Annotated in this window: 20 protein-coding genes; 7 read left to right on the forward strand and 13 right to left on the reverse strand. The window is 67.7% G+C overall.

Translation table 11 applies throughout. The features are described from left to right. Positions 1-23: 23 nt before the first annotated feature. The 3 genes from NM962_02155 to NM962_02165 form a co-directional block, all read right to left on the reverse strand. Positions 24-1,241, reverse strand: a complete 1,218-nt coding sequence (locus NM962_02155; protein UVO12987.1) for a PPE family protein — start codon at positions 1,239-1,241, stop codon at positions 24-26. A 178-nt stretch (positions 1,242-1,419) separates the two neighbouring features. After that, positions 1,420-2,184: an SOS response-associated peptidase gene (locus tag NM962_02160; GenBank protein ID UVO12988.1), complete on the reverse strand. Its 765-nt coding sequence runs from the start codon at positions 2,182-2,184 to the stop codon at positions 1,420-1,422. A gap of 16 nt (positions 2,185-2,200) precedes the next feature. Then, positions 2,201-2,926 (reverse strand): class I SAM-dependent methyltransferase, encoded by a 726-nt coding sequence (locus NM962_02165; GenBank protein UVO12989.1) that lies wholly within the window; start codon positions 2,924-2,926, stop codon positions 2,201-2,203. Positions 2,927-3,017: 91 nt separating this feature from the next. On the opposite strand from NM962_02165, the gene NM962_02170 reads away from it, so the two are divergent. The 4 genes from NM962_02170 (at position 3,018) to NM962_02185 (ending at position 7,044) form a co-directional block, all read left to right on the forward strand. Next, positions 3,018-4,061, forward strand: a complete 1,044-nt coding sequence (locus NM962_02170) for an LLM class flavin-dependent oxidoreductase (protein UVO14509.1) — start codon at positions 3,018-3,020, stop codon at positions 4,059-4,061. A 221-nt stretch (positions 4,062-4,282) separates the two neighbouring features. Further along, positions 4,283-4,582 (forward strand): PE family protein, encoded by a 300-nt coding sequence (locus NM962_02175; GenBank protein UVO12990.1) that lies wholly within the window; start codon positions 4,283-4,285, stop codon positions 4,580-4,582. A gap of 9 nt (positions 4,583-4,591) precedes the next feature. Beyond that, positions 4,592-5,782 carry a PPE family protein gene (locus NM962_02180; GenBank protein ID UVO12991.1) on the forward strand — a complete coding sequence of 397 codons (1,191 nt, stop codon included), beginning with the start codon at positions 4,592-4,594 and terminating at the stop codon, positions 5,780-5,782. Positions 5,783-5,799: 17 nt separating this feature from the next. Continuing rightward, positions 5,800-7,044 carry a PPE family protein gene (locus tag NM962_02185; protein UVO14510.1) on the forward strand — a complete coding sequence of 415 codons (1,245 nt, stop codon included), beginning with the start codon at positions 5,800-5,802 and terminating at the stop codon, positions 7,042-7,044. Between the two features lie 207 nt (positions 7,045-7,251). Here NM962_02185 and NM962_02190 read toward each other — a convergent pair whose 3' ends face one another. Further along, the gene (locus NM962_02190) at positions 7,252-8,835 is read right to left on the reverse strand and encodes a serine/threonine protein kinase (protein ID UVO12992.1); all 1,584 of its coding nucleotides are present in this window, start codon (positions 8,833-8,835) and stop codon (positions 7,252-7,254) included. A 299-nt stretch (positions 8,836-9,134) separates the two neighbouring features. On the opposite strand from NM962_02190, the gene aroA reads away from it, so the two are divergent. Both aroA and rsgA read left to right on the forward strand, forming a co-directional pair. Then, positions 9,135-10,427, forward strand: coding sequence for a 3-phosphoshikimate 1-carboxyvinyltransferase (gene aroA, locus NM962_02195; protein UVO12993.1), 1,293 nt, complete (start codon positions 9,135-9,137; stop codon positions 10,425-10,427). 52 nt (positions 10,428-10,479) lie between these two features. Continuing rightward, entirely contained in the window at positions 10,480-11,469 is a 990-nt protein-coding gene (gene rsgA / locus NM962_02200) for a ribosome small subunit-dependent GTPase A (GenBank protein UVO14511.1), read from the forward strand. Positions 11,470-11,552: 83 nt separating this feature from the next. Here the strand turns inward: rsgA and NM962_02205 are convergent, their stop codons facing one another. The 5 genes from NM962_02205 to NM962_02225 all read right to left on the reverse strand — a co-directional run bounded on the left by NM962_02205 (position 11,553) and on the right by NM962_02225 (position 16,969). After that, positions 11,553-12,812 (reverse strand): fatty acid desaturase, encoded by a 1,260-nt coding sequence (locus NM962_02205; GenBank protein ID UVO12994.1) that lies wholly within the window; start codon positions 12,810-12,812, stop codon positions 11,553-11,555. A gap of 82 nt (positions 12,813-12,894) precedes the next feature. Next, the gene (locus NM962_02210) at positions 12,895-14,040 is read right to left on the reverse strand and encodes a ferredoxin reductase (GenBank protein UVO12995.1); all 1,146 of its coding nucleotides are present in this window, start codon (positions 14,038-14,040) and stop codon (positions 12,895-12,897) included. Positions 14,041-14,106: 66 nt separating this feature from the next. Beyond that, positions 14,107-14,616 carry a hypothetical protein gene (locus tag NM962_02215; protein UVO12996.1) on the reverse strand — a complete coding sequence of 170 codons (510 nt, stop codon included), beginning with the start codon at positions 14,614-14,616 and terminating at the stop codon, positions 14,107-14,109. A 131-nt stretch (positions 14,617-14,747) separates the two neighbouring features. Next, complete coding sequence (gene ppk2 / locus NM962_02220; protein ID UVO12997.1) at positions 14,748-15,578, reverse strand: polyphosphate kinase 2; 831 nt, start codon at positions 15,576-15,578, stop codon at positions 14,748-14,750. Beyond that, complete coding sequence (locus NM962_02225) at positions 15,575-16,969, reverse strand: wax ester/triacylglycerol synthase family O-acyltransferase (protein UVO12998.1); 1,395 nt, start codon at positions 16,967-16,969, stop codon at positions 15,575-15,577. The genes ppk2 and NM962_02225 overlap by 4 nt, the downstream gene beginning before the upstream one ends. Positions 16,970-17,174: 205 nt before the next feature. Here NM962_02225 and NM962_02230 point away from each other — a divergent pair, with 205 nt between their 5' ends. Further along, the gene (locus NM962_02230; GenBank protein UVO12999.1) at positions 17,175-17,708 is read left to right on the forward strand and encodes an Rv3235 family protein; all 534 of its coding nucleotides are present in this window, start codon (positions 17,175-17,177) and stop codon (positions 17,706-17,708) included. 13 nt (positions 17,709-17,721) lie between these two features. On the opposite strand, the gene secA is transcribed toward NM962_02230, so the two are convergent. The 4 genes from secA to NM962_02250 form a co-directional block, all read right to left on the reverse strand. Continuing rightward, positions 17,722-20,496 (reverse strand): preprotein translocase subunit SecA, encoded by a 2,775-nt coding sequence (gene secA / locus NM962_02235; GenBank protein UVO13000.1) that lies wholly within the window; start codon positions 20,494-20,496, stop codon positions 17,722-17,724. Between the two features lie 107 nt (positions 20,497-20,603). Further along, positions 20,604-21,305 carry a ribosome-associated translation inhibitor RaiA gene (gene raiA / locus NM962_02240; protein UVO13001.1) on the reverse strand — a complete coding sequence of 234 codons (702 nt, stop codon included), beginning with the start codon at positions 21,303-21,305 and terminating at the stop codon, positions 20,604-20,606. 121 nt (positions 21,306-21,426) lie between these two features. Next, positions 21,427-22,074 carry a ComF family protein gene (locus NM962_02245; GenBank protein UVO13002.1) on the reverse strand — a complete coding sequence of 216 codons (648 nt, stop codon included), beginning with the start codon at positions 22,072-22,074 and terminating at the stop codon, positions 21,427-21,429. A gap of 46 nt (positions 22,075-22,120) precedes the next feature. Continuing rightward, the gene (locus tag NM962_02250; protein UVO13003.1) at positions 22,121-22,774 is read right to left on the reverse strand and encodes a carboxymuconolactone decarboxylase family protein; all 654 of its coding nucleotides are present in this window, start codon (positions 22,772-22,774) and stop codon (positions 22,121-22,123) included. Between the last annotated feature and the right edge of the window lie 156 nt (positions 22,775-22,930).

Raw genomic sequence — 22,930 nt, forward strand, 5'->3', positions numbered from 1 at the left:
TTGAGCTGGCATCCGGCCGGTCATCATCCGCCGGAGGAAGGCCGCGACATCTTGAATTGCCGGGGCGGAACCCGCAGGGCCTTGCCCACGACCGGGCGCATCAGCAGGCTGCCCGCAGCGGCTGCGGCGGCCACCTCCGCCATGGTCGAGGCACCCAGATTCGCCGGTGCGCCGGCCTCCCACCATGCCTCGACCTCCGACAGCCACATCGGCTGCTCGCTGGCAGTGGCCACCGGCGCCGCCTGCGCCCACGCCGGGGGCACCGACAACGAGCCCATCGCACCTGCTTTGCCTACGCTGGCGAGCACCGCATTGCTTGCCGCCGACGACGTCGATCCGACCAGCCCGGTGCCAAGCCCTCCGAATGCGACCGACGAGCCGTCGCCGGCCAGCCCAAGCAAGGGCGAGTACAGCGCGAAGTCGTTCATGACACGGAAACCAGCGACAGCAAAGGTACCGAGGTTGCCGAAGGTACGAGCAAGCGCCGCAACGGTATTCAGCGGCCCGACTGTGGTGTTTATGGTTCCTATGGCCGACAGCAGATCAGACGGTATCGGGATACCGAACAACGACGTCGTACTTGAACTCGAGGCGGTGGTGGATCCCGACGAGAGGGCCTGTAGCAGCTCGGTGAGCCAGTTCTGCGACTGCGACGACGCCGCCGCGGTGGCTTGGGCGGCCGCCGTGGCGGCCTGGGCGGATTGGCCGGCGGGGTTGGTGGTCTGCGGCGGTTCGCTGAACGGCACCAGCTTCGCCGTCGTCGAGGACGATCCCGCGTAGCCGTACATCGTCTGGGCGTTCTGCGCCCACATCCCGGCGTACTGCGCCTCGGTCGCCGCGATCTGCGGGGTGTTCTGACCGAAGATGTTGGTCGCGACCAGGTTCGTCAGCTGGGTGCGGTTTGCCGCCACCATCGCCGGCGGCACCACCGCCGCGTGCGCCGTCTCGAACGCGGCCGCAGAAGCCCGGGCTTGGCCGGCCACCTGCTCGGCCTGTCCCGCCAAAGTGGTCGCCCACTGGATATAGGGGGCGGCCGCCGTGGCCATCGCGCTCGCCGCAGAACCGGACCAGCCGTCGCCCTCCAAGGCCGAGATCGCCGAAGAATAGCCGACCGCGAACGAATTCAACTGCGCGGAAAGACCGTCCCAGGCCGCCGCCGCCGTCACCATGGACGTCGACCCGGGCCCCGTATACATCTGCGACGACGTCACCTCCGGCGGCAACATCCCGAAATCCAGCATGCGACTCCCCTTCCGCGACCAGCCGTCTCCGACCGCGCTGCGGCGATACTTCGTGGCGCGATACTTCATGGGATTCTGCGCAGGCCAGTTGACATAGCAGCGACGACAATCTGAAGCCGACATGAACGAATGCTTTAATTCAGGGTGTGCCCGAACTCGATCCGGTGCGCAAGTACCCTTAGAGCAGCCTGGCCTGTTCGGGCTGTGGCGCTACCGCATCGATCAACTCCGGCCCGTTGTTGCGCACGCTGTTGACCAGTGTCGAGACCTCATGCAGCGCGATCTTGCTCACGTCCGGTGGTCGGGACAGCAGCGCGGTGTCGATCGGTCTTTCCGGGTTCAACCAACTGTCCCAATGGTTTTCGGGCAGGAGCAACGGCATCCGGTCGTGAATCCCGGCCAGTTCTCCTACGGCCGCGGTGGTGATGATGGCGGCGCTCAGCAGCGGGGCATGTCGCCGGTCCGGACGCCAGATCGACCACAGGCCGGCAGCGAACAGCGTCGCGCCGTCACCGTGGATGTAGAACGGCGTCTTGCGGGTCTTGCGCCCGGCCAGCCCCCGGGGTTCGGGACGCCATTCGTAGTAGCCGTCCATCGGCACCAAGCAGCGTCGGCGTTGCGCGGATGCGCGGTACGCCGGGGTAGTCGTGATGGTCTCGGCGCGGGCGTTGATCAGCAGCGGACCGCCACCGACCGGCGCGCCGTCCGGTCCGGGCCGCGTCCAAGGCGGCACCAGCCCCCACCGCATCAGCCGGACCCGGCGGGTCGGCTCTTTGGGGGCGAGGCCGGGGTCGGCATACCGGCTGACCACCGTTGCGATCCCGTCGGTGGGCGCCACGTTGTAGTTCGGACCGGCATCTGCGCCGGCCGGCATCTCGTTGATCGCATCGATGCGCGCGGCCAGCAACGCCGGATCGGTGGTTATCGCGAAGCGCCCGCACATGCCTTCATGGTGACAGCTAGTCGATCCGGGTGGCGGTGACCGCCCAGAACGGCATGTGCACCAGGTTGTCTTCGAGCAGCGGCTGCAGGTAGGCGAACCGTTCGGCCAGCGCGCGGACCCCGGCCAGCAGGTCCTCGCGGCCCATCGACTCCATCACCGCGATCATGTCGGTGAAGGCGGTGGGTTCGAAAGTTCCTTGATAGGTCGTGGTCCCGATGTGGTCGATACGCCAGCCGGCGGATTCGAGCAACGGACCGAAACGCTCGGGCGACAACCCGTCCAATTGCCAGCCGTTCACGTTGTGGCGTCCGGCCTCGAACATGAACAGCCGTGCTTGAGGCTTGGTCGCCCGGTGCAGGTTGCGCGCGTAGCGCAATTGGGTTTCTTCGTCGTCCTGGAACAGGTGGTAGAACGCGCTGTCGACCACGGTGTCGAACCTGCCATCGAACCCGACGAGATTGACCGCGTCAGCCACCTGGAAGTCGACCGTCACACCAGCTTGGGCGGCGTTCCGTTGCGCGACCGCGATAGCGGCCGGGGAATAGTCGAGCCCTGTTGTCGAATAGCCATGAGCCGCATAGTGAATCGCGTGGTGACCGGAGCCGGTTCCGGGATCGAGAACTTCCCCGCGCAGCGCTCCGCACGCCACCAATTGCTGCACCACCGGCTGCGGACGGCCGATCTCCCACGGTTCGGGAGGGCTTGCCGGCGGCGCGCCGCCGAGCTCGGTATTGCTGTTCATCGCCCACAACTGTGCGCGAGTCCGGTTAACGAAATCAGAACGCGCGGTGTACGAACGGCGACGGCTGCACCGTGATGGCAAGATCGCCGCTGTGCGCCTCTCCGTCCTCGATCTCACGCCGGTCCGCACCGACCAGTCCACTTCGAATGCGCTGGCGGCGACGATGCGACTGGCGAAGATCGCCGACGATCTCGGCTACACCCGCTACTGGGTCGCCGAGCACCACAACATTCCCTCGGTAGCCGCAACCAGCCCGCCAGTGCTGACCGCGATGATTGCCGCCGCCACCTCGCGCATTCGTGTGGGCTCGGGCGGGGTGATGTTGCCCAATCACGCGCCCCTGGCCATCGCCGAGCAGTTCGCGCTGCTGGAGGCCGCCCATCCCGGCCGTATCGACCTGGGCATCGGGCGAGCCTCCGGCGCCGATCCGGTGACATCGGCGGTATTGCGCGGAGCGACCGGCCGCGGTGATCGCGGCATTGACGATTTCCCCGACAATCTCGCCGACGTGATCGCCCTACTGAGCACCGCTGGAGTGTCAGTGCAACTGGCGGACCGCAGCTACGTCCTGAGGTCGACCCCGCACGCGCTGACCAGACCGCGGGTATACGTGCTGGGCTCCTCGATGCAGTCGGCTCGAGTCGCCGCGGCCCAGGGGCTGCCCTACGTATTCGGCCATCACCTGTTCGGCGAGCACGCTGACGAGGCACTGACGTGCTACCGGTCACAGTTCGTCCCGAGCGAGCTTGCCGCCGAGCCGACCGCGTTCCTGACCGTCAACACCGTGGTGGCCGAAACACACGACGAGGCAAAGGCTTTGATTCTTCCCTATTTGCGGCTGCAAGCGCAGATCGCGACCGGACAGCCATCAGGCCGCCTGGAGCTGGTCGAAGACGCCGAGCAGGCGGCCCTGACGCCGCAGCAACACCGCGTCGCACAGGGCGAGCTTGAACGCGCGGTGCTCGGAACGCCTGCCGAGGCGTTCACGCAACTGCAGGGGCTGGCCGACCGGTTCGGCGTGGACGAGTTGATGCTCAATCCGGTGGCATCCGCCCGGCGGGGTACCGACCCAGCCAGCTCACCGGGGCGGGAAGCCACGCTTCGGCTGTTAGCTGACGCGACGTCGACAAAGTGAACAACAGATGAAGGCAAACCGACGCCGAAGGGCTGCTCAGTAAACGTTTCGGGTGCCTTTTCCAACTGTCAATGAACAACTGCTGACAGTTTCCGGAAAGTCTCCTTCGTGGCTGTGAGTCGCGCGTCTGATCGCATAGCGTCGGGTCTGCGCTCAAGGGCGCACGCGATCCGCAATGTGGCGATCGCGGCAAGGGTAAAGACCTCGACGAGGAGCCTTCAATGTCGTTCGTCACAACGCAACCCGAAGCGTTGCTGGCCGCCGTCGCCAACCTGCGAACCATCGGTTCGTCGATGGCCGCGCACAGTGCCGCCGCCGCGGCACCCACCACGAGCGTGGTGCCGGCCGGCTCCGACGAGGTATCCGCGCTGACCGCCGCCCGGTTCGCCGCCCACGCTCAGGCCTACCAGGCCGTGAGCGCACAGGCGGTGGCCGTCCACGAGATGTTCGTGAACGCCCTGAGCAGCGGAGCCAACGCATACGCCGCAACCGAAGCTGCCAACGCAGCAGCGGCCGGCTAGGTCACCGCGATGAACTACTTGTCGTTGCCGCCTGAGGTGACTTCCACCATGATCTACTCCGGGCCTGGCTCGGAGCCCATGGTCGTCGCAGCGTCGGCGTGGAGTGCGCTGGCCGCTGAACTGAAATCTGTTGCGGCCGAGTACCGGGCGGTCATCAGCCAGCTGACCTCTGAGGAATGGCTCGGGACGGCCTCGGCGTCGATGGCGACCGCCGCCGCGCCTTACATCAACTGGATGGAGCTCACCGCCGCGCAGGCCGAGCAGGCCGCCGCGCAGGGCCGGGCCGCTGCCGCCGCCTACGAGACGGCACACGCTCAGACGGTGCCGCCGGTTGCGGTCACCGCCAACCGCGAACTGCTGCAGCAGCTGGTCGCCACCAACATCCTCGGGCAGAACACCCCCTCGATCGCGGCCACCGAGACCGAACACAACGAAATGTGGGCCCAGGACACGCTGGCGATGTTCGGCTACGACGCCCAGTCCAGCGCTGCCACGCAGCTCAACGAGTTCACCGCGCCGCCCAACCCGACCAACCTGGGTGGTGACGCCGCGAACGCCAACGCGGTCGCCTCGGCGGCCGACAGTGCCACGGCCACCCAGGCCACCAAGGCTTCGGGCGTCCTGCAGAGCCTGGTGAACTCGGCCGAAAGCACGGGCCACCCGGCCCAGGACGTCCTCAACGACCCGAACTACAACCTGTCCAACCAGTTGATGACCCAAATGGTGACCAACGCAAACCTGCAGTCGAACAACGTCTGTGCGGTGTGGCGTGGTGTCAGCGGTGTGCTCGGCCTGCAGAAGCTGTTTGCCGACGGCGCGAAGGCAGCATCGACGGGCGCCGCCAGTGCAGCCTCCGGTGCCGCGAGCGCGGCCTCCGGTGCGGCGAGCGCGGCCTCCGGTGCCGCCGGCGCGGTCGGCGGCCTCTCGGTCCCGGCGAGCTGGGTGCCGCCGCTGGCAGCGGCGTCCACGCTGGGCCCGGTGTCCGGCGGCTCCTGGGTTCCGGTGGGCCCCGCTGCGGCGGCGGCGCTGCCGTCTACGGGAGGCATCCTCGGCGGTGCTCCGATCGCACCGCCGACAGGAATGCCTGGAATGCCGGGTGTCCCGGCCGCGGGTGCGGCCGGCGCCGGCTTCCGCGGTTTCGGCGGTCCGCGCTACGGAACCGCGTTGACCGTCATGCCACGTCGTCCGTTCGGCGGATAGACCGAGGGGACTTGGTGATCGACTACGGGGCGCTGCCTCCGGAGGTCAATTCCACGCGGATGTATGCGGGAGTCGGCTCCGGTCCGATGTTGGCAGCAGCGGGGGCCTGGGACGTCTTGGCCCAAGAGTTGAGCGTGACCGCGGCAGCGATGGACATGACTATCGCGGACCTCACCAGCGGTCCGTGGCGCGGGCCGTCGGCGACCGCCATGGCCGCAGCGGCACTGCCGTTCACCACCTGGTTCAAGACGACGGCGGCGCAAGCCGAACAGGCGGCTATGCAGGCCAAGGCCGCAGCGGCTGCCTTTGAAGCCGCGTTCGCGATGACGGTGCCGCCACAGATGGTGTTCGCCAACCGGGCACAGCTGATGATGTTGGTCGCCACCAACTTCTTCGGCCAGAACACCCCGGCTATCGCAGCTACCGAAGCCCACTACGCAGCGATGTGGGCCCAAGACGCCGCCGCCATGTATGCCTACGCAGGTGGTTCCGCGGCGGCTTCGCAATTGACGGAGTTCACCTCGCCGCCGCAGACCACCAATCCCGGTGCGCAAGCGGGGCAGGCCACCGCGACCACCCAGGCCGTCAGCAACTCGGCGGCGTCGCAGGCTACCTCCCAGGCGACGTCGCAGGGGCTGACCTCCTTGCAGTCGCTCGCTCAGTCGGGTGCGGCCACTGGGGCACCTTCGGTCCCGGCTGCGGGTACGGGTACCGCACCGACCACCGGCTCGGCGGCGTGGACCGCGTTCCTGCAACAGCTGGTCACTCCGCTCCGGACGCTCACCGGCTACACCAACTCGGCCATGGGACCCTTCCGGCTCATCGACATGGTCGGCCAGGGCCTCAACGGTCACGAGGTATCGGGTCAGGCGGTGGCGGATAGCAGGGCATTCTTCACCGAACTGACAAAGGTGGCCGAGGTCGCGAAGGCGGGAACTGCAGCCTCCTACACCCCGGGTTTCGGCGCCGCGTCACCGTCAGTCGCCGTGGGCCGGGGCATCCAGGTCGGGTTGTTGTCGGTGCCGCAGAGCTGGCCGATGGCTCCCACTTCGGCCAATCAAGCTGCGGCGACACTGGTTTCCAGCCGGGTGGCCGCTGCGGAGACCGGCGTGATGCCGCGCGGCGGAATGGCAGGGTTGGCCGGCATGGCTGGTCTGCCCGGGGCCAGTGCCGCCGCCAACGGCGGGCCTACCGGTTTCCGGTTCGTTCCTCGGTACGGCTACCGACACCGGGTGATGAACCGGCCGCCCAGCGCCGGGTAGGCGCCGGGCGGGTCAGATCAGCGCGCCGAGCAACGCGAGCGACAGTATTCCCACGTCAACGGCGAGCGGGAGGCCGAGGGCGTTGCGGAGATCGCCGTCAGCCAACGCCGAGGCGAAGATGCCGTAGTCGAAATTTTTTCGTGATCCAAAGCCGGGCGCTTCAGCCCCTCAGATGTGCCGACCAGGCGATGGCCGGTCGGCCGCTGATCAGGCCGGCTTGACCGGCTTGGCCATCTCAACGGACGGGTTGATCCCCGCCGGAACATCACCGAATCGGCTGGCTACCACCGGAACCCAGATCTGGGCTCCGCGCTGGCCGCACTCGTTGCTCTCCACGGTGGCCACCATCGCGCCGTGCAGGACACCCGGAATGGTCGGCTGCAGGGTGAGCACCTGCGTGGTCGTCTGATTGTCCTGGTGCCCGTCTGCGCCGATACACGGCGTGTGCACGGTCTGCGGCTGCGAGCGCCAGGTATCGCCGGTGAATTCAAGGGCCAATTCATTGCCACCCGACGGCGTCTTCACCGTCTTCCGATGGTCCTTGGCGTCGAGCATCGCCGCCGACGCCGTGCACGCCGCGGCGTCACAGGAAGACTTGACGGCCCACCAGGTGCTCACGTTGGGCGGCTCAGGGTTGGGGACGCCGTTGTACTTCTCCCCTGCCCGGTTGGCGTCCACGCGGTAGGTCCCCTCGAACGCGGGCGCCTTGGGCGGCGGCGCCACGGCCGCCGCGGGTACGCCACCGGCGGCGATCGCCGCCCTGTCAGCCGGCTCCTCGGCCAGCAGACGCGGGACGATGGCAGCCACCGATCCCACCACCGCAAGCCCCAACGGGACCAGGACAGCGGGTCGGGCCAGTTTCGACAGCCGGCTCGGCGGAGGCGCCGGTAAGGCTCGCGGGACGCCCCGCACGACGGTCTCGGCAGAGTCGGACTCGTCATCGGAGTCGGGATCGGCAAGTTGCTCGGCCAGGGCCGCCACGAAGTCCGAGCAGTCCCGGAATCGCTCGGCGGGGTCTTTGGCCAGCGCCGCGGCGAGCACATCGTCGAATTGCTGCAGTTCGGGACGTCGGTCGCTGAGCAGCGGCGGCGGTGTGTTCAAGTGGTGGCTGATCACCGTCACCGGGTTCTCGTGCTGATACGGCGGTGCTCCGGTCAGCATCTGGAAGGTGGTCGCCGCCAAGGCGTACTGGTCAGCGCGTTCCAGGCCTTCGGCACCCATCAGTTGTTCGGGTGCGGCATAGGCGATGGTGCCGATGGCCAGATTGCTCGCGGTCAACCCGGTTGGGCCGCTCAGTTGCCGGGCGATGCCGAAGTCGGCCAGCACGGCGGTTGGCACGTCGTCGCCATCTTCGGTCACCAAGATATTGCTGGGTTTGACGTCGCGGTGCACCACACCTTGCCCGTGCGCGTAGTCCAGGGCGTCGGCAATGCTCGCGACGATCGGGATGACGATCTGAGCCGGCATCCCGGCCGGGAACTTGCGGGTGATGAGCTCGCTGAGCGTCTCACCGTCGATGTAGTCCATCGACAGCCACAGCCGGCCGCGGTATTCGCCGCGGTCATGTACGCGCACGATGTTGGGGTGCACCAGCACGGCGGCGGCCTCGGCCTCCCGCCGAAACCGCTCCTCGTACTCGTCGTCGGCGCTCAATGAACGACGCAGAATCTTCAGTGCTTCGCGTCGGGGCAGCCGGGGGTGCTGCGCAAGGTAAACCTTGCCCATCCCGCCAGCACCCACCAGTTTCAAGATGGTGTACTCAGCAAAAATCGAGCCCGACGCCAGAGCCATGCCGCCGACACTAATGATCCTGGGTAAACAGTTGGGTGATACCAGGCAGCCAGCCGGCAAAGGACCCTATCGAGGCTCACTGAACCGCCGGGCCCATGCGCCGGCCCCAGCGTCGCCTCTCCACCGTCGAGGCTCACTGAACCGCCGGGCCCATGCGCCGGCCCCAGCGTCGCCTCTCCACCGTCGAGGCTCACTGAACCGCCGGGCCCATGCGCCGGCCCCAGCGTCGCCTCTCCTCCGTCGAGGCTCACTGAACCGCCGATACCAGCTCTGGAGCAATGCGCTGGCAGGATGAAACCGTGACGACTTGGCCGGCACCGATGCCCACCGCCCCCATCGACGCGACGGTGACCGTGCCCGGCTCGAAGTCGCAGACCAATCGGGCACTGGTACTGGCCGCGCTGGCCGCGGGACGCGGTGGCGGTGTCTCCACCCTCTCGGGCGCGCTGCGCAGCCGCGACACCGACCTGATGCTCGACGCCCTGCGGGCCCTGGGCCTGCGGGTCGAGGCAGTGGCGCACCACGTGACGGTCAGCGGCAAGATCGACCCCGAACCGAACATCCGCCTGAACTGTGGCCTCGCCGGCACCGTGCTGCGGTTCGTGCCGCCGCTGGCGGCGCTGGGCACCGTCACCGTCACGTTCGACGGGGACGAGCAGGCCCGGGCCCGGCCGATCGCCCCGCTGCTGGATGCGATGCGCAGTCTGGGTATCGCGGTCGAGGGCGACGGCCTGCCGTTCGGAATCCATGGATCCGGCTCCGTCGCCGGGGGAACCGTGGCGATCGACGCCTCCGCGTCGTCGCAGTTCGTCTCCGGACTGCTGCTGGTCGCCGCGGCCTTCGACGAGGGCCTGACCGTGCTGCACACCGGGGCTACCCTGCCGTCGGCCCCACACATCGCGATGACGGTCGCAATGCTGCGCCAGGCTGGAATCGTTGTCGATGACGCCGTTCCGAACCGCTGGCGGGTCACACCGGCGACGGCCGCAGCCCGCAACTGGGAGATCGAACCGGACCTGTCCAACGCCACCCCGTTCCTGGCGGCCGCGGTGGTCACCGGAGGCCGCGTGCGAATCGCTGGCTGGCCGGCCGTCGGCGTACAGCCCTCCGACGCCATCATCGAGATCTTCGGCGCGACCGGTGCACGGGTGAGCCACGCCGATGCGCACCTGCAAGTCGAGGGCCCGGGCAGCTACAGCGGCTTCGACGTGGATCTGCGCGCCGTCGGCGAACTCACCCCGACGGTGGCGGCCCTGGCCGCCCTGGCCGCCCCGGGCGCGGTGTCGCGGCTGAGCGGCATCGCGCATCTGCGTGGGCACGAGACCGACCGGCTGGCGGCACTGACGACCGAGATCAACCGGCTGGGCGGCGACAGCGTCGAGACCTCTGACGGCCTGCTGATCACCGCGACCCCGTTGCACGGCGGAATCTGGCATTCCTACGCCGACCATCGGATGGCCACCGCCGGTGCGATCATCGGGCTTCGGGTCCCCGGTGTGGAGGTCGAGGACATCGAAACAACCGCCAAGACGCTGCCCGCATTTCCCCGGATGTGGGCCGACATGCTGGCCGACGCGGGGGCCGGCGCTTGAAAGCCGGCGGTTAACGAGGCTCGACGGAGGAGAGGCGAAGTTGGACCGCCGAATCAACACTGGCGACTACGACGAATCCGACGTCAAAGTCCGCTCCGGCCGCGGCTCGCGGCCGCGCACCAAGATCCGTCCCGGGCACGCCGACGCCCAGTCGGCCATGGTGGTCAGCGTCGACCGCGGCCGCTGGGGCTGTGTCCTCGACGGCCCCGACGGCCCGGCCGATCTGCAGGTCACCGCGATGCGTGCCCGCGAGCTGGGACGCACCCCGATCGTGGTCGGCGACCGCGTCGACGTGGTTGGCGATCTGTCCGGCCGGCCCGACACCCTGGCCCGCATCGTCCGGCGCAGACCACGGCGAACCGTGTTGCGGCGCACCGCCGATGACACCGACCCCACCGAGCGGGTGGTGGTCGCCAACGCCGACCAGCTGCTGATCGTGGTCGCACTGGCCGATCCCCCGCCGCGGACCGGCCTGGTCGACCGGGCACTGATCGCCGCCTACGCCGGAGGGCTGGCGCCGATTCTGTGCCTGACCAAAACGGACCTGGCGGACCCGGCCCCCTTCGCCGGCCAGTTCGCCGACCTGGACCTCACGGTCGTCACCGCGGGCCGCGACGACCCGCTCGACGCCGTCGCTCCCCTCCTGGAATCGCAGGTGACTGTGCTGTTGGGGCACTCCGGCGTCGGCAAATCGACGTTGGTGAATCGCCTTGTCCCCGAAGCTGATCGGGCCGTCGGACGGGTCACTGACATCGGCCGGGGGCGGCACACGTCCACCCAGTCAGTGGCACTGCGACTGGAGGGATCGGGCTGGGTGATCGACACCCCGGGAATCCGCTCGTTCGGCCTGGCCCACATCGCACCCGACGACGTGCTTCTGGCGTTCTCCGACCTCGCCGAAACCATCGACGACTGTCCACGCGGCTGCGGTCACCTGGGCCCGCCAGCAGATCCCGAATGCGCACTGGACAACCTGACCGGCGCGGCGCAGCGCCGGGTCGAAGCAGCGCGCCGACTATTGACGGCGCTGCGCGAGGGCTGACCCGCGTTTCACAAGGCCGAGAGCGGATCTCGCGACGCTCTCCCAGGGTGTCACGCCGTGAGATTCACACTCGCGCGCATCGCTCAGGCGGCCAGGTCGACCTTCTTGTCACGACGCCAGCCCCGCACCGCGGAGATGGCGCTCTTGAGCCCACGACGACGACCGGTCACCGGGTCGACGCGCGTAAATTCCGGCCCCAGCTCGGCGAACATTTTCTCGCTGCGGGTCTCCGGTGCGTCATCGGCGGTGTCGCGCAGAAAGCGGTCCGGCAGTGACAGTTTGGCGATAGTGCGCCAGGTCTTGGCGTACTGCACCAGGAACGGCCCGGAGGTATAGGGCAGGTCGTACTTCTCGCACACCGCACGCACCCGCACCGCGATCTCGGGGTAGCGGTTGCTCGGCAGATCCGGGAACAGGTGATGTTCGATCTGATGCGACAGGCTGCCGCTCATAAACCGCATCGGCTGCCCGGCATCGATGTTGGCGCTGCCCAGCAGCTGCCGCAGATACCACTGCCCCTGCGACTCACCGACCATGTCGGTCTTGGTGAATTTCTCTGCACCGTCAGGGAAGTGACCGCAGAAGATGATCGCATTGGCCCACAGGTTGCGGATCACATTGGCGATCGCATTGGCCTTCACCGTCGAGACGAACGTCGCGCCGGGCGACAGTGAGGTCAGGGCCGGAAACGCCACGTAGTCCTTGAACACCTGCCGTCCGGCTTTGTCGCCGAACTCCCGCAGCCGCACCAGGGTCGACTGGCGACTGTCGCGGCCTTTGAAGATCTTGCCGATCTCCAAGTGCTGCAATGCGACTCCCCACTCGAACCCGATCGCCAACATGGCGTTGTAGAACAGGTTGAGCAGGTTGAAGCGCTGCCAGCGAGTGTCGCGAGTGACCCGGATTACGCCGTAACCCACATCGTCGTCCATCCCGAGGATGTTGGTGTACTTGTGGTGGGCGAAGTTGTGGGTGAAGCGCCAGTGCTTGGAGACACCGGCCATATCCCACTCCCAGCCGGTGGAGTGGATCTCTGGATCGTTCATCCAGTCCCACTGCCCGTGCATGACGTTGTGGCCGATCTCCATGTTCTCGACGATCTTGGCCACGCCCAAGGTGGCGGTACCGGCCCAGCGCGCCCAGCGTCGGTTGCCGGCCGCCAGTAGCACCCGGCCGGTCACCTCGAGCGCCCGCTGGGCGGCGATGGTGCGGTGGATGTAGCGAGCGTCACGTTCGCCTCGAGTCGCCTCGATGTCTCTGCGGATGGCGTCCAGTTCCGCGGCGAGATTCGCCACATCGGCGTCGCTGAGGTGCGCAAACACCTCGACGTCGGTTACCGCCATCAGACCACCTTTCGGAAACGCATTACCGTCTGCACCTACGCTATCGTAACCTACGACTCCGTAGGTTACCAGCGGGTAACCATTAGACGTCGAGCTCGCAATCGCCGGCGGCCGTGCTGACACAGGTCTGCACACGGGTCCCCGGCTCGTGGTCGGCACCGCTGCGCAGATCACGCGCCTGCCCCGCCACCAGCGTCACCACGCATGACTGGCAGATGCCCATCCGACACCCGAACGGCATCAAAACCCCGGCGCTCTCGCCGGCCTCGAGCAGCGTCGTTGCCGCATCCGCCGCAACGCTCTTGCCGCTTGCCGCGAAGGTCACCATGCCCCCGCCCTCGGCCGTCGCGGTACGCGCCACCGAGAACCGCTCGACATGCAAGTGGTCGGCGATCCCCGCAGCGGCCCAGACGCGTTCGGCATCGCCGAGCATCGCCGCCGGCCCGCACGCCCAGGTCTGGCGCTCACGCCAATCGGGCACATCGGCGTCGAGAGTTTCGGGTCCCCGCAGCTCCAGCCGACCCTGGTCGCGAGTAGTGCGCAGCAGCAGCCGGTAACCGGGATGGTCACGCGCCAAGGCTGCCAACTCATCGGCGAACAGCGTGTCGGCTGCCGTGGGCGCCGAATGCAAGTGAACGACGTCGGCGATGGCGCCGCGCCGAGCCAGCGAGCGCAACATCGCCATGACCGGCGTGATCCCGGATCCGGCGGTGACGAACAGCACCGTGGCCGGCGCCGGGTCGGGCAGCACGAACTCCCCCTGCGGCGCGGCCAGCCGAACTACGGTCCCCGGAGCGACCCCGTCCACCAGATGACTGGACAGAAAACCTTCCGGCATCGCCTTCACGGTGATGGAGATGGTGCGAGACCCGGTCACCGGCGGCGAGGTCAGCGAGTAAGAACGCCAACGCCATCGACCGTCGACCAGCAGCCCGATGCCGATGTACTGACCGGCCCGGTAGTCGAATTGGAACCCCCAGCCAGGCCTGATGACCAGCGTTGCCGAATCCCCGGTCTCGCGCCGGACCTCCACCACCCGTCCACGCAGTTCCCGGGCCGACCACAAAGGGTTGGCCAAGCGCAGATAGTCGTCTGGCAAAAGCGGTGTGGTGATCTGTGTTGCGATGCGACGCACCGCATTCCAGACCGGGTGACGGTCGACCCCGACGGCGGTCGGCCGCTTGGTGTCACCGATGTGGGCAACGATCGCCGAATGCTTCTTGCTCACGAAAAATTCCCTGTTCGCTACCGGGGGTTGATGAACCTACGGTACCGTAACCTTGCCCGGACGGCATCAGAGCAGGTCGAGCAGGAACGGCAGCTCCTGGGTGGCATACCAGGCCAGGTCGTGGTCCTGGGCGTCGCCGACGGTCAGCTCGGCGTCCTCGTCACCGAGGTCGGCGTCGTCGATCACCGCCATTGCCGCGAGCACAGCCGGCTCGGCAGCAGCGTTGTCCACATACGCCGCGACCACCTCGGGGAGCGCGACCGGCCCTGCCAGCCGCACCACCGCGGCATCCAGATCGGGGCGGACCGTAGCCCCCTCGACCTCGGCGACCAGCACCGCCCGACGCGTGGGCAGCTTCGCGCCGGCCAAATCGGCGTCCGCAGCGGCGAGCAACCGCAGCGAGGCCAGCGCCGCCTCCCCCAGCGCGACCTCGGCCAGTTCGTCATCATCGCCGTGGGCGTAGGCCTCCCGCAGCGCCGGGGTCACCGCGAACGCAGTCCCGCTGACCGGACGCAATGAACCGTCGGCGACCAGTTGGGCCAGCATGGCCAGCGTCGCCGGGATGTAGACCCGCATGAGCCCAGACCTTAGCCGCGATAGCTAGCGCGGCGAAGCCGGGCGACGCGGGTCGCGGCCGTCAACCCAGCCGCGATCGCCAGCGCGGCGAAGCCGGGCGACGCGGGTCACCACCCGCTTGCGGGGGAGGGTCATGCCTCGCCCAGCAGTGTGGCGGCGTAGTCATCGACGTAGCGGTAGAGACTTCGGTCGGGCCGCTTGTAAAAGCCGGTGACGATGGGCTTCTTCGGCAAGTCCACCCGCTGGTGCTCCACCTCGCGATAGGGAATCGACGCCAGCAGGTGCGCCATCATGTTCAGCCGGGCGTGTGTCTTGACTTCTGACTCGACCACATACCAGGGGCTCGACGCGGTATCGGTGCGGGCCATCATCTCGTCGCGGGCCCGCGAGTAATCCTCCCAGCGGTGCAGCGCCTCGAGGTCCATCGGCGACAGTTTCCACTGCCGCAGCGGATCGTTGCGCCGCTTACGGAACCGGCGCAGCTGCTCTTCCTGGGACACCGAGAACCAGTACTTGCGCAACAGGATTCCGTCGTCGATCAGTAGCTGCTCGAAAACCGGCGCCTGCTTGAGGAATTGCTCATGCTCTTCGGGAGTGCAGAAGCCCATCACCTTCTCCACCCCGGCCCGGTTGTACCAGGATCGGTCGAAGAGGGTGATCTCACCGCGCGCCGGCAAGTGCGCGATGTAGCGCTGGAAGTACCACTCCCCCTGCTCACGCTCGGTGGGGGCTGGTAAGGCCGCGATCCGCACCGTGCGCGGGCTCAGGTACTCGGTGATGCGCTTGATGACGCCGCCCTTGCCTGCGGCGTCACGACCCTCGAAAATCACCACCACGCGGGTGCCGGTAGCGCGAACCCATTGCTGGAGCTTGACGAATTCGCTTTGCAGACGCAGCAATTCCTTTTCGTATACGTCGTCAGCGAGCCGCTTCTTGGCGGCTTCGAATTCGTCGTCGCTCACTGTGCTGCCTCCAGCAGTTCGGCCAGCGCCTCGTCCAGCAGTGCTGAGACCATTCCTACGTCACTCATCGCCTTGCGGTCGGCATTGACACCGAAATAGAGCGTGCCGTTGTAAGACGTCACCCCGATCGTCAACGCCTTGTTGGGCAACAACGGCGGCACGCTGTAGGTCTCGAGCAGTTTCGCTCCGCAAACATAGAGCTGCCGCTGAGTGCCCGGTGCATTGGTGATCAGCAGGTTGAACACCCGCCCGGAGAATCCGGCGAACGCAGTCGCCACCCGAACACCCATCGCGTGCAGGGTTGGCGGGGCGAAGCCCGCCACGGTCAAGATGGTGCGGGCATCCACCAACCCGGTCGAGGTGGGATGCGACTCGGTGGCATAGGCGATCTGAGAAAGCCGGACTACCGGATTCGGTTCGCCGACAGGAAGATCCACCAAGAACGGTGTCACCGCACCGATCGGCTGACCCGCGGAGTCGAGTTCGTGGTCCGGATACACCGACAACGGTGCCATCGCCCGTACGGTGCGTGTCGATCCGACCGGTTCACCGCGGGCCAGCAGCCAGTTCCGCAGCGCGCCGGTGATCACGGCGAGCACCACGTCGTTGATGGCGCAGTCATAGCGGGCCCGCACTGTTCGGTAGTCCTCGAGCGAACCGCTCGCCACCGTGAACAGGCGGTTCTGCGAGACCTGGGTGTTGAGCGGGCTCTGCGGGGCCGCACCGCGCGCGATGGCCCGGACCGCATCGAACGCCTTGCGGCCCGCCCAGGTCAACGGGCTGCCGACCGTCGACCCCACCGCCTGCAGTTGGGTCCGCGGGGCCGCCACCCAGTCCCCGACCGCACCGAGCACCAACTCGACGGCGCCCGGCTCGTCGCGAGGTACCCAGATGTCTTCATGGAAAGCCGGTGGACGCTGAGTCCGATCGACCAGGACGTGCGCCAACGCCGGCGCCGCCATGCCGTGGACCAGCGCTTGATGGGACTTGATGTAGAGGGCGATCCGGTTGTCAGCCAGTCCCTCGATCAGATAGGTCGCCCACAGCGGCCGGGAGCGATCCAGCGGCTGTTGACTCAACCGTGCGACCAGCTCGTGCAGCTGGCGATCGCTGCCGGGGGACGGCACTGCGAGATGCCTTACGTGGTAGGTGATGTCGAACTCGTGGTCGTCCACCCACACCGGGCGGGCCAGGTTCATAGTGACTTCGCGGATCTTCTGCCGGTAGCGCGGGATTTGGGGCAGCCGCTGCTCGACGGTCTCCAGCAGCTTGTCGTAGCCCAGCCCGCCCCGCGGGTTACGAAGAATGAACAGCGACTGCACGTACATCGGCGTCGTGGTGTTCTCCAGCCGGTAAAAAGAGGCTTCCGACGCCGATAGCCGGTTCACCATCCTGGCACCCGTCCTCCCTGCTGGCTCGATCCGGCCGGGCACCGCACCAGCCCCGGATCGGAGAAAAACACTGCCGCTCACGGTAGCCCGCCGCTGGGCCGCGCCGCACGCGGATACGCCGCAGCCGCGATTGTGCGATGATCGCCGCACACGCCCTGCCACTCTCCAGCAGGCCCACCACCCGGACCGACCTTGGAGAGTTGCCGTGCCCATCGATCCCACTACGCCCCCGCGCTCGGCCGTCGCACCGATGCTCGACTACGAACCGCCGGCCCGCCCGGCTACGCCGGGTCGGCCCGCGCACTCGCCCGCGTCTCCGCCGTCGGTTCGGCCCCGCCGCGGGCATCCGCCGAGGACGCGGCCCGATCGACCCGCGCTCAAGGTGTTGCCGGCGCCGCTACAGGCGGCCGCGGTGTTCGCCGACGCCGCACTGCGCCGGGTCCTGGAGGTGGTGGACGGGCGCCGGCCGTCCACGCATCTGCATCCGCTGCTTGCCACCGGACTCGCCGACTCGGTGGTATCGGCGCGGCCGCCGACACCGGTGGGCCGAGTTGAGCCGGCCATCCTGCAGCGGGTACGCGTGCAACCGGCAGGTTCAGGCGAACCGGCCAGCGCGGTGGAGGTTTTCGGCACCTACCGGCGCGGACGGCGCACTCATGCACTGGCCTGCCGAGTCGAGTCCATCCCGCGGACGGGAAACAGCATCGCCTGGCGGATCGTCGCCCTGCACATCGGCTGAGCGCTTCAACGCCTCAGCCCTTGCGCGGCACCTTCGGCAAGCGGGGCCCGCGGCCTTCGCGGCGGGCCGCTTCGCGGCGCTCACGGCGCGATGTCGCGCCGGCCGGCTGCAGGTCGCGGGGACGCCGCACCTGCGCAGAGCCGTCCTCGTCGGGGCCCGAATAGGTCAGCCCGGCCGCACCATCGGCGCCGTCAGCACCGTTGGCGCCGTCGATTCCTTTGGCGCGCAACCCGAACTCCGCCAACCCCTCGGGGGCATCCACCGGCGCGACCGACTGCTTCGGGACGGCCTCCACGGCGACGTTGAACAGGAAGCCGACCGACTCCTCTTTGAGCCCGTCGAGCATGCCGCGGAACATGTCGAAGCCTTCCCGCTGGTACTCGACCAGGGGGTCACGCTGCGCCATCGCCCGCAGACCGATGCCCTCCTTGAGGTAGTCCATCTCGTAGAGGTGCTCGCGCCATTTGCGGTCCAGAACGCTCAGCAGCACACCGCGTTCCAGCTCCCGCATGGCGCCGGCCCCGGCGGTCTCGTCAACCTGGGCCTCCCGCGCCGCGTAGGAGTTCTCGGCGTCGGCGAGCAGCGCTTCGAGCAGTTCTTCGCGAGTCAGGTCATCAGCCTCGCCGACGTCGTCGGCGTGCAGCAGTTCGTGATAGTCGATCCCCACCGGGTACAGGGTCTTCAGCGCCGTCCACAGCTGCTCGAGGTCCCAATCTTCGGCGTAGCCCTCGGCGGTGGCACCGTCGACGTAGGCGGTGATCACATCGACGAGCATGTCGTGGGCCTGCTCGGCCAGGTTCTCGCCGTCGAGGATGCGCCGACGCTCGGCGTAGATCACCTTGCGCTGCTGGTTCATCACCTCGTCGTACTTCAGGACGTTCTTGCGGATCTCGAAGTTCTGCTGCTCGACCTGGGTCTGGGCGCTCTTGATCGCCCGGGTGACCATCTTGGCCTCGATCGGCACGTCATCGGGCAGATTCAGTCGGGTCAGCAGCGACTCCAGCGCCGCACCGTTGAACCGTCGCATCAGCTCGTCGCCCAGCGACAGGTAGAACCGCGACTCGCCCGGGTCACCCTGCCGGCCGGAACGACCACGCAGCTGGTTGTCGATACGCCGCGACTCGTGCCGCTCGGTGCCCAGCACGTAGAGGCCGCCGGCCTCGATCACTTCCTCGGCCTCGGCGGCCGCCTCCGCCTTGATCTCGCGGAGCGCCTCGTCCCAGGCGGCCTCGTACTCGTCGGGGGTCTCGACCGGGTCCAGGCCCTGACCCCGCAGCCGCTGGTCGGCCAGGAAGTCGACGTTGCCGCCGAGCACGATGTCAGTACCGCGGCCGGCCATGTTAGTGGCGACCGTGACCGCGCCACGGCGGCCCGCCTCGGCGATGATGTGCGCCTCACGCTCGTGCTGCTTGGCATTGAGCACGTTGTGCGGGACGCGACGCTTGGTCAGCTGCTTGGACAGGTACTCCGAGCGCTCCACGCTGGTGGTACCGATCAGCACCGGCTGGCCGTTCTCGTAGCGCTCAGCGACATCGTCGACGACCGCGAGGAACTTGGCCTCCTCGGTCTTGTAGATGAGGTCGATCTGGTCGAGGCGTGCCATCGGCTTGTTGGTCGGGATCGGCACCACGCCCAGCTTGTAGATCTCGTGCAGCTCGGCGGCTTCGGTCTCGGCGGTGCCGGTCATGCCGGCGAGCTTGTCGTAGAGCCGGAAATAGTTCTGCAGGGTGATGGTGGCCAGGGTCTGGTTCTCGGCCTTGATCTCGACGCGCTCCTTGGCCTCGATGGCCTGGTGCATGCCCTCGTTGTAGCGCCGACCCACCAGCACGCGTCCGGTGAATTCGTCGACGATGAAGACCTCGCCGTTGCGGACAATGTAGTCCTTGTCGCGGTTGAACAGCTCCTTGGCCTTCAGGGCGTTGTTGAGGTAGCTGACCAGCGGGGAGTTGGCGGCCTCGTAGAGGTTCTCGATACCGAGCTGGTCCTCGACGAACTCCACCCCGAGCTCGTGCACACCGATGGTGCGCTTGCGCAGGTCCACTTCGTAGTGGACGTCCTTCTCCATCAGCGGCACGATCCGGGCGAACTCGGAGTACCAGTTGGAGCTGCCGTCGGCAGGCCCGGAGATGATCAGCGGGGTGCGGGCCTCGTCGATCAGGATGGAGTCGACCTCGTCGACGATGGCGAAGTTGTGCGGGCGCTGCACCAGCTGATCGAGCGAATGCGCCATGTTGTCGCGCAGGTAGTCGAAGCCGAACTCGTTGTTGGTGCCGTAGGTGACGTCGGCGTGGTAAGCGACGCGCCGCTCGTCCGGGGTCATCTGCGACAAGATCACCCCGACCTCCAGGCCGAGGAAGCGGTGCACGCGGCCCATCCACTCGCTGTCTCGCTTGGCCAGGTAGTCGTTGACGGTGACGACGTGCACGCCCTTGCCCGAGATCGCGTTGAGGTAGGCCGGCAGCACACAGGTCAGGGTCTTGCCCTCACCGGTCTTCATCTCGGCGACGTTGCCGTAGTGCAGCGCCGCGCCACCCATCAGCTGCACGTGGAACGGCCGCTGGGTCAGCACCCGCCACGCCGCCTCACGGGCCACCGCGAATGCCTCGGGCAGCAGGTCGTCGAGGGATTCGCCGTCGGCGTGTCGCTGACGGAATTCGTCGGTCTTGGCCCGCAGCTCCGCGTCGGTGAGCGCTTCGACATCCCCGGAGAGGGTGTCGATGTAGTCGGCGACCTTCCGGAGCCGTTTGACCATGCGGCCTTCACCAAAACGCAGCAACTTGGACAGCACGGCTATGTCCCCTACTCAGTCTTCGGCATTACGAGCGTCACCCATGGTAGGTGACACCGTCGCCGAGGGCGGCAATGCGCCGCCAACGCAGCCCCTGAAGGCGGTGCTCAGACCAGACGAATCAAGCCGTAGTCGTAGGCGTGCCGTCGGTAGACAACGGACGCCTGGTCGGTCTCCTTGTCCTGGAACAGGAAGAAATCGTGGCCGACGAGCTCCATTTCGTAGAGCGCGTCGTCGACCGACATGGGCGTCGCGGTGTGTTCTTTGGTGCGCACGATCTGGCCGGGCTCATGCTCGTGGCCGTCACTGTGCGCGGTCGCCTCGCGGTGATCGGGTTCGGCGGTGCCGTCCCGGTTGAATGCGGCGGCGAGGAACTCCGGATCCAAGTTGGTGGCACCGGTGGCCTCCGCTACCGACAGCGGCGTCTTGTCGCCGTAGGAGACGTTGCGGCGGCCCTTGTCGCGGCGCAGCCGGCTCTCCAGTCGGTCGATCGCCGCCTCGAATGCGGCATAGAAACTGTCGGCGCGGGCCTCCCCGCGGACCACCGGGCCCCGGCCGTGCGCGGTGATGTCGATCTGCTGGCAGGATTTTCGCTGGCGTCGATTATTGGCGTGCTTGAGCTCGACATCGAACAGGCGAATCGAGCGGTCCAACCGCTCCACGCGGGCCAGCTTCTGCGCGACGTAAACCCGGAAATGGTCTGGAATCTCGACGTTACGGCCCTTGACCACAATCTCCGCGCCCGACTGATCGGGCCGCTCCTCCACGTCGACTGACGCCGCGCTGGTTTCCACAAATTGATTTGCCATGCTCGACACTCTCCTGTCGTCTCGACCACGTTCCGTCAAGGTCCCCCCGGCCCTTGATGACGACCGTAGCCATGCCGCCGGATACATGCCACCGGTTTGGCGCACCCATTTGACACCCGTCTCATACCGATGCGATTACGAGCGCGGCGGAAACCCGCACCCGGGCCTGCCGCAGCACTCGCACCGACTCCGCCAGAGTGGCCCCGGTGGTCACGACGTCGTCGACGATCAGGACATCGCCCGCTGCGGAGAAATTCCTCAGCCCACCCCGGCACAGCAGGACTCGGCCGGCGATGTTGCGTTCCCGGGCGGCGCTGCCCAGACCGACCGAGTCGCGGGTCAGCGCCCGCATCCGCAACGCCGGCGCGACCGTCACGCCCGCATGGCGCGCAGCGACCGCCGCGGCGATGCGCGTGATCGGGTCGCCCCCGCGCCGTCGGGCGGCGCTGCGGCGGGTGGGTGCCGGGATGATCGTCAGCGGCAGGTCCACCATCTGCCAGTACAGCAGCCGCTGCAGTGCCTCCCCCAACGCCGATGCCAGTGGAGCGACGAGGTCGCTGCGCCCGCGCTCCTTGACCGCGACGATCGCCTGCCGGCGGGCCCCGGCATAGCGGCCCAGTGCGAACACCGGGACGTGTGGATCCAGCCGCGGGCCGATCACTCGCGGTTCGTTCGGCCCGACGGCCAGCTGTGCGGCGCAGACGGCGCACCATCGGGTCCCGGGCGCCCCGCAGCCCCCGCACTGCAGAGGAAGCACCGCGTCAAGCACAGGGGAGATGCTGCCCCCGGGGTGTGACAGTGGGGCCCGACCGGCCCTAATCGCCCGCCAGGTCTGCCGACAGGTCGGCGACCGCGACCCCCTCGGGTACCTGGACCTCAACGATCGGCTCCGGGCGGTCGTCGAACTCGAGCCGCAGCGCGCGGCAGATGGTGGCGTGCATGTCATACATGCAGGTGATGTAGGTCAGCTCCATGATTTCGCGGTCGGACAGGTGCGTCTGCAGCACCGCGAAGATCTCGTCGGCCACCCGGCCACCGTCGTAGACCAGGGCGTCGGTGTAGGCCAGCACCGCGCGCTCGATCCCGGAGAAGACATCGCTGACCTGCCAGGACGGCAATGCGGTGATCTTCTCCTCGGACATGCCCAGCGAACGCATCTGTTTGCAGTGCTGGGAGAAGACGAACTGGCTGCCGCGCGCATAGCCGGCGCGGGCCTGGCCGAGCTCGCGCAGCAGCGGGTCCAGCGAGGCGTTGCGATACAGGGCGAATCCGCGCACGGCGTGGGAGAACACCTGCGGCGCCTGGGCGAACACCGTCCACCAGTCCCCCGGTGTCCCGTGGATGGTGCGGTGGCCGGCGGGAGCTTCAGAGCACACGGGGTCTACGCCCGCGCCGAACAGCCGGTCATAGAAGAACAAGATCTGCTCGTCGGTCACGTCGGCGCGCGGGATCTCGCGGAGTCGGGGCATGGCGGTGTCCTTTCCGGCCCGCGACAGCGGACCGCTACTACGGTATGTCGTACCTCGGCGTCAAGGGGCATTTAGTCAACAGAGAAACTAACGCCAGACCCCAAATTCGTGAGGGCACTAACAGTTTCGCGAATTTTCATCCTCGATACTGTTAGC

Source organism: Mycobacterium sp. SVM_VP21 (genome assembly GCA_024758765.1).
GTDB lineage: Bacteria > Actinomycetota > Actinomycetes > Mycobacteriales > Mycobacteriaceae > Mycobacterium > Mycobacterium heraklionense_C.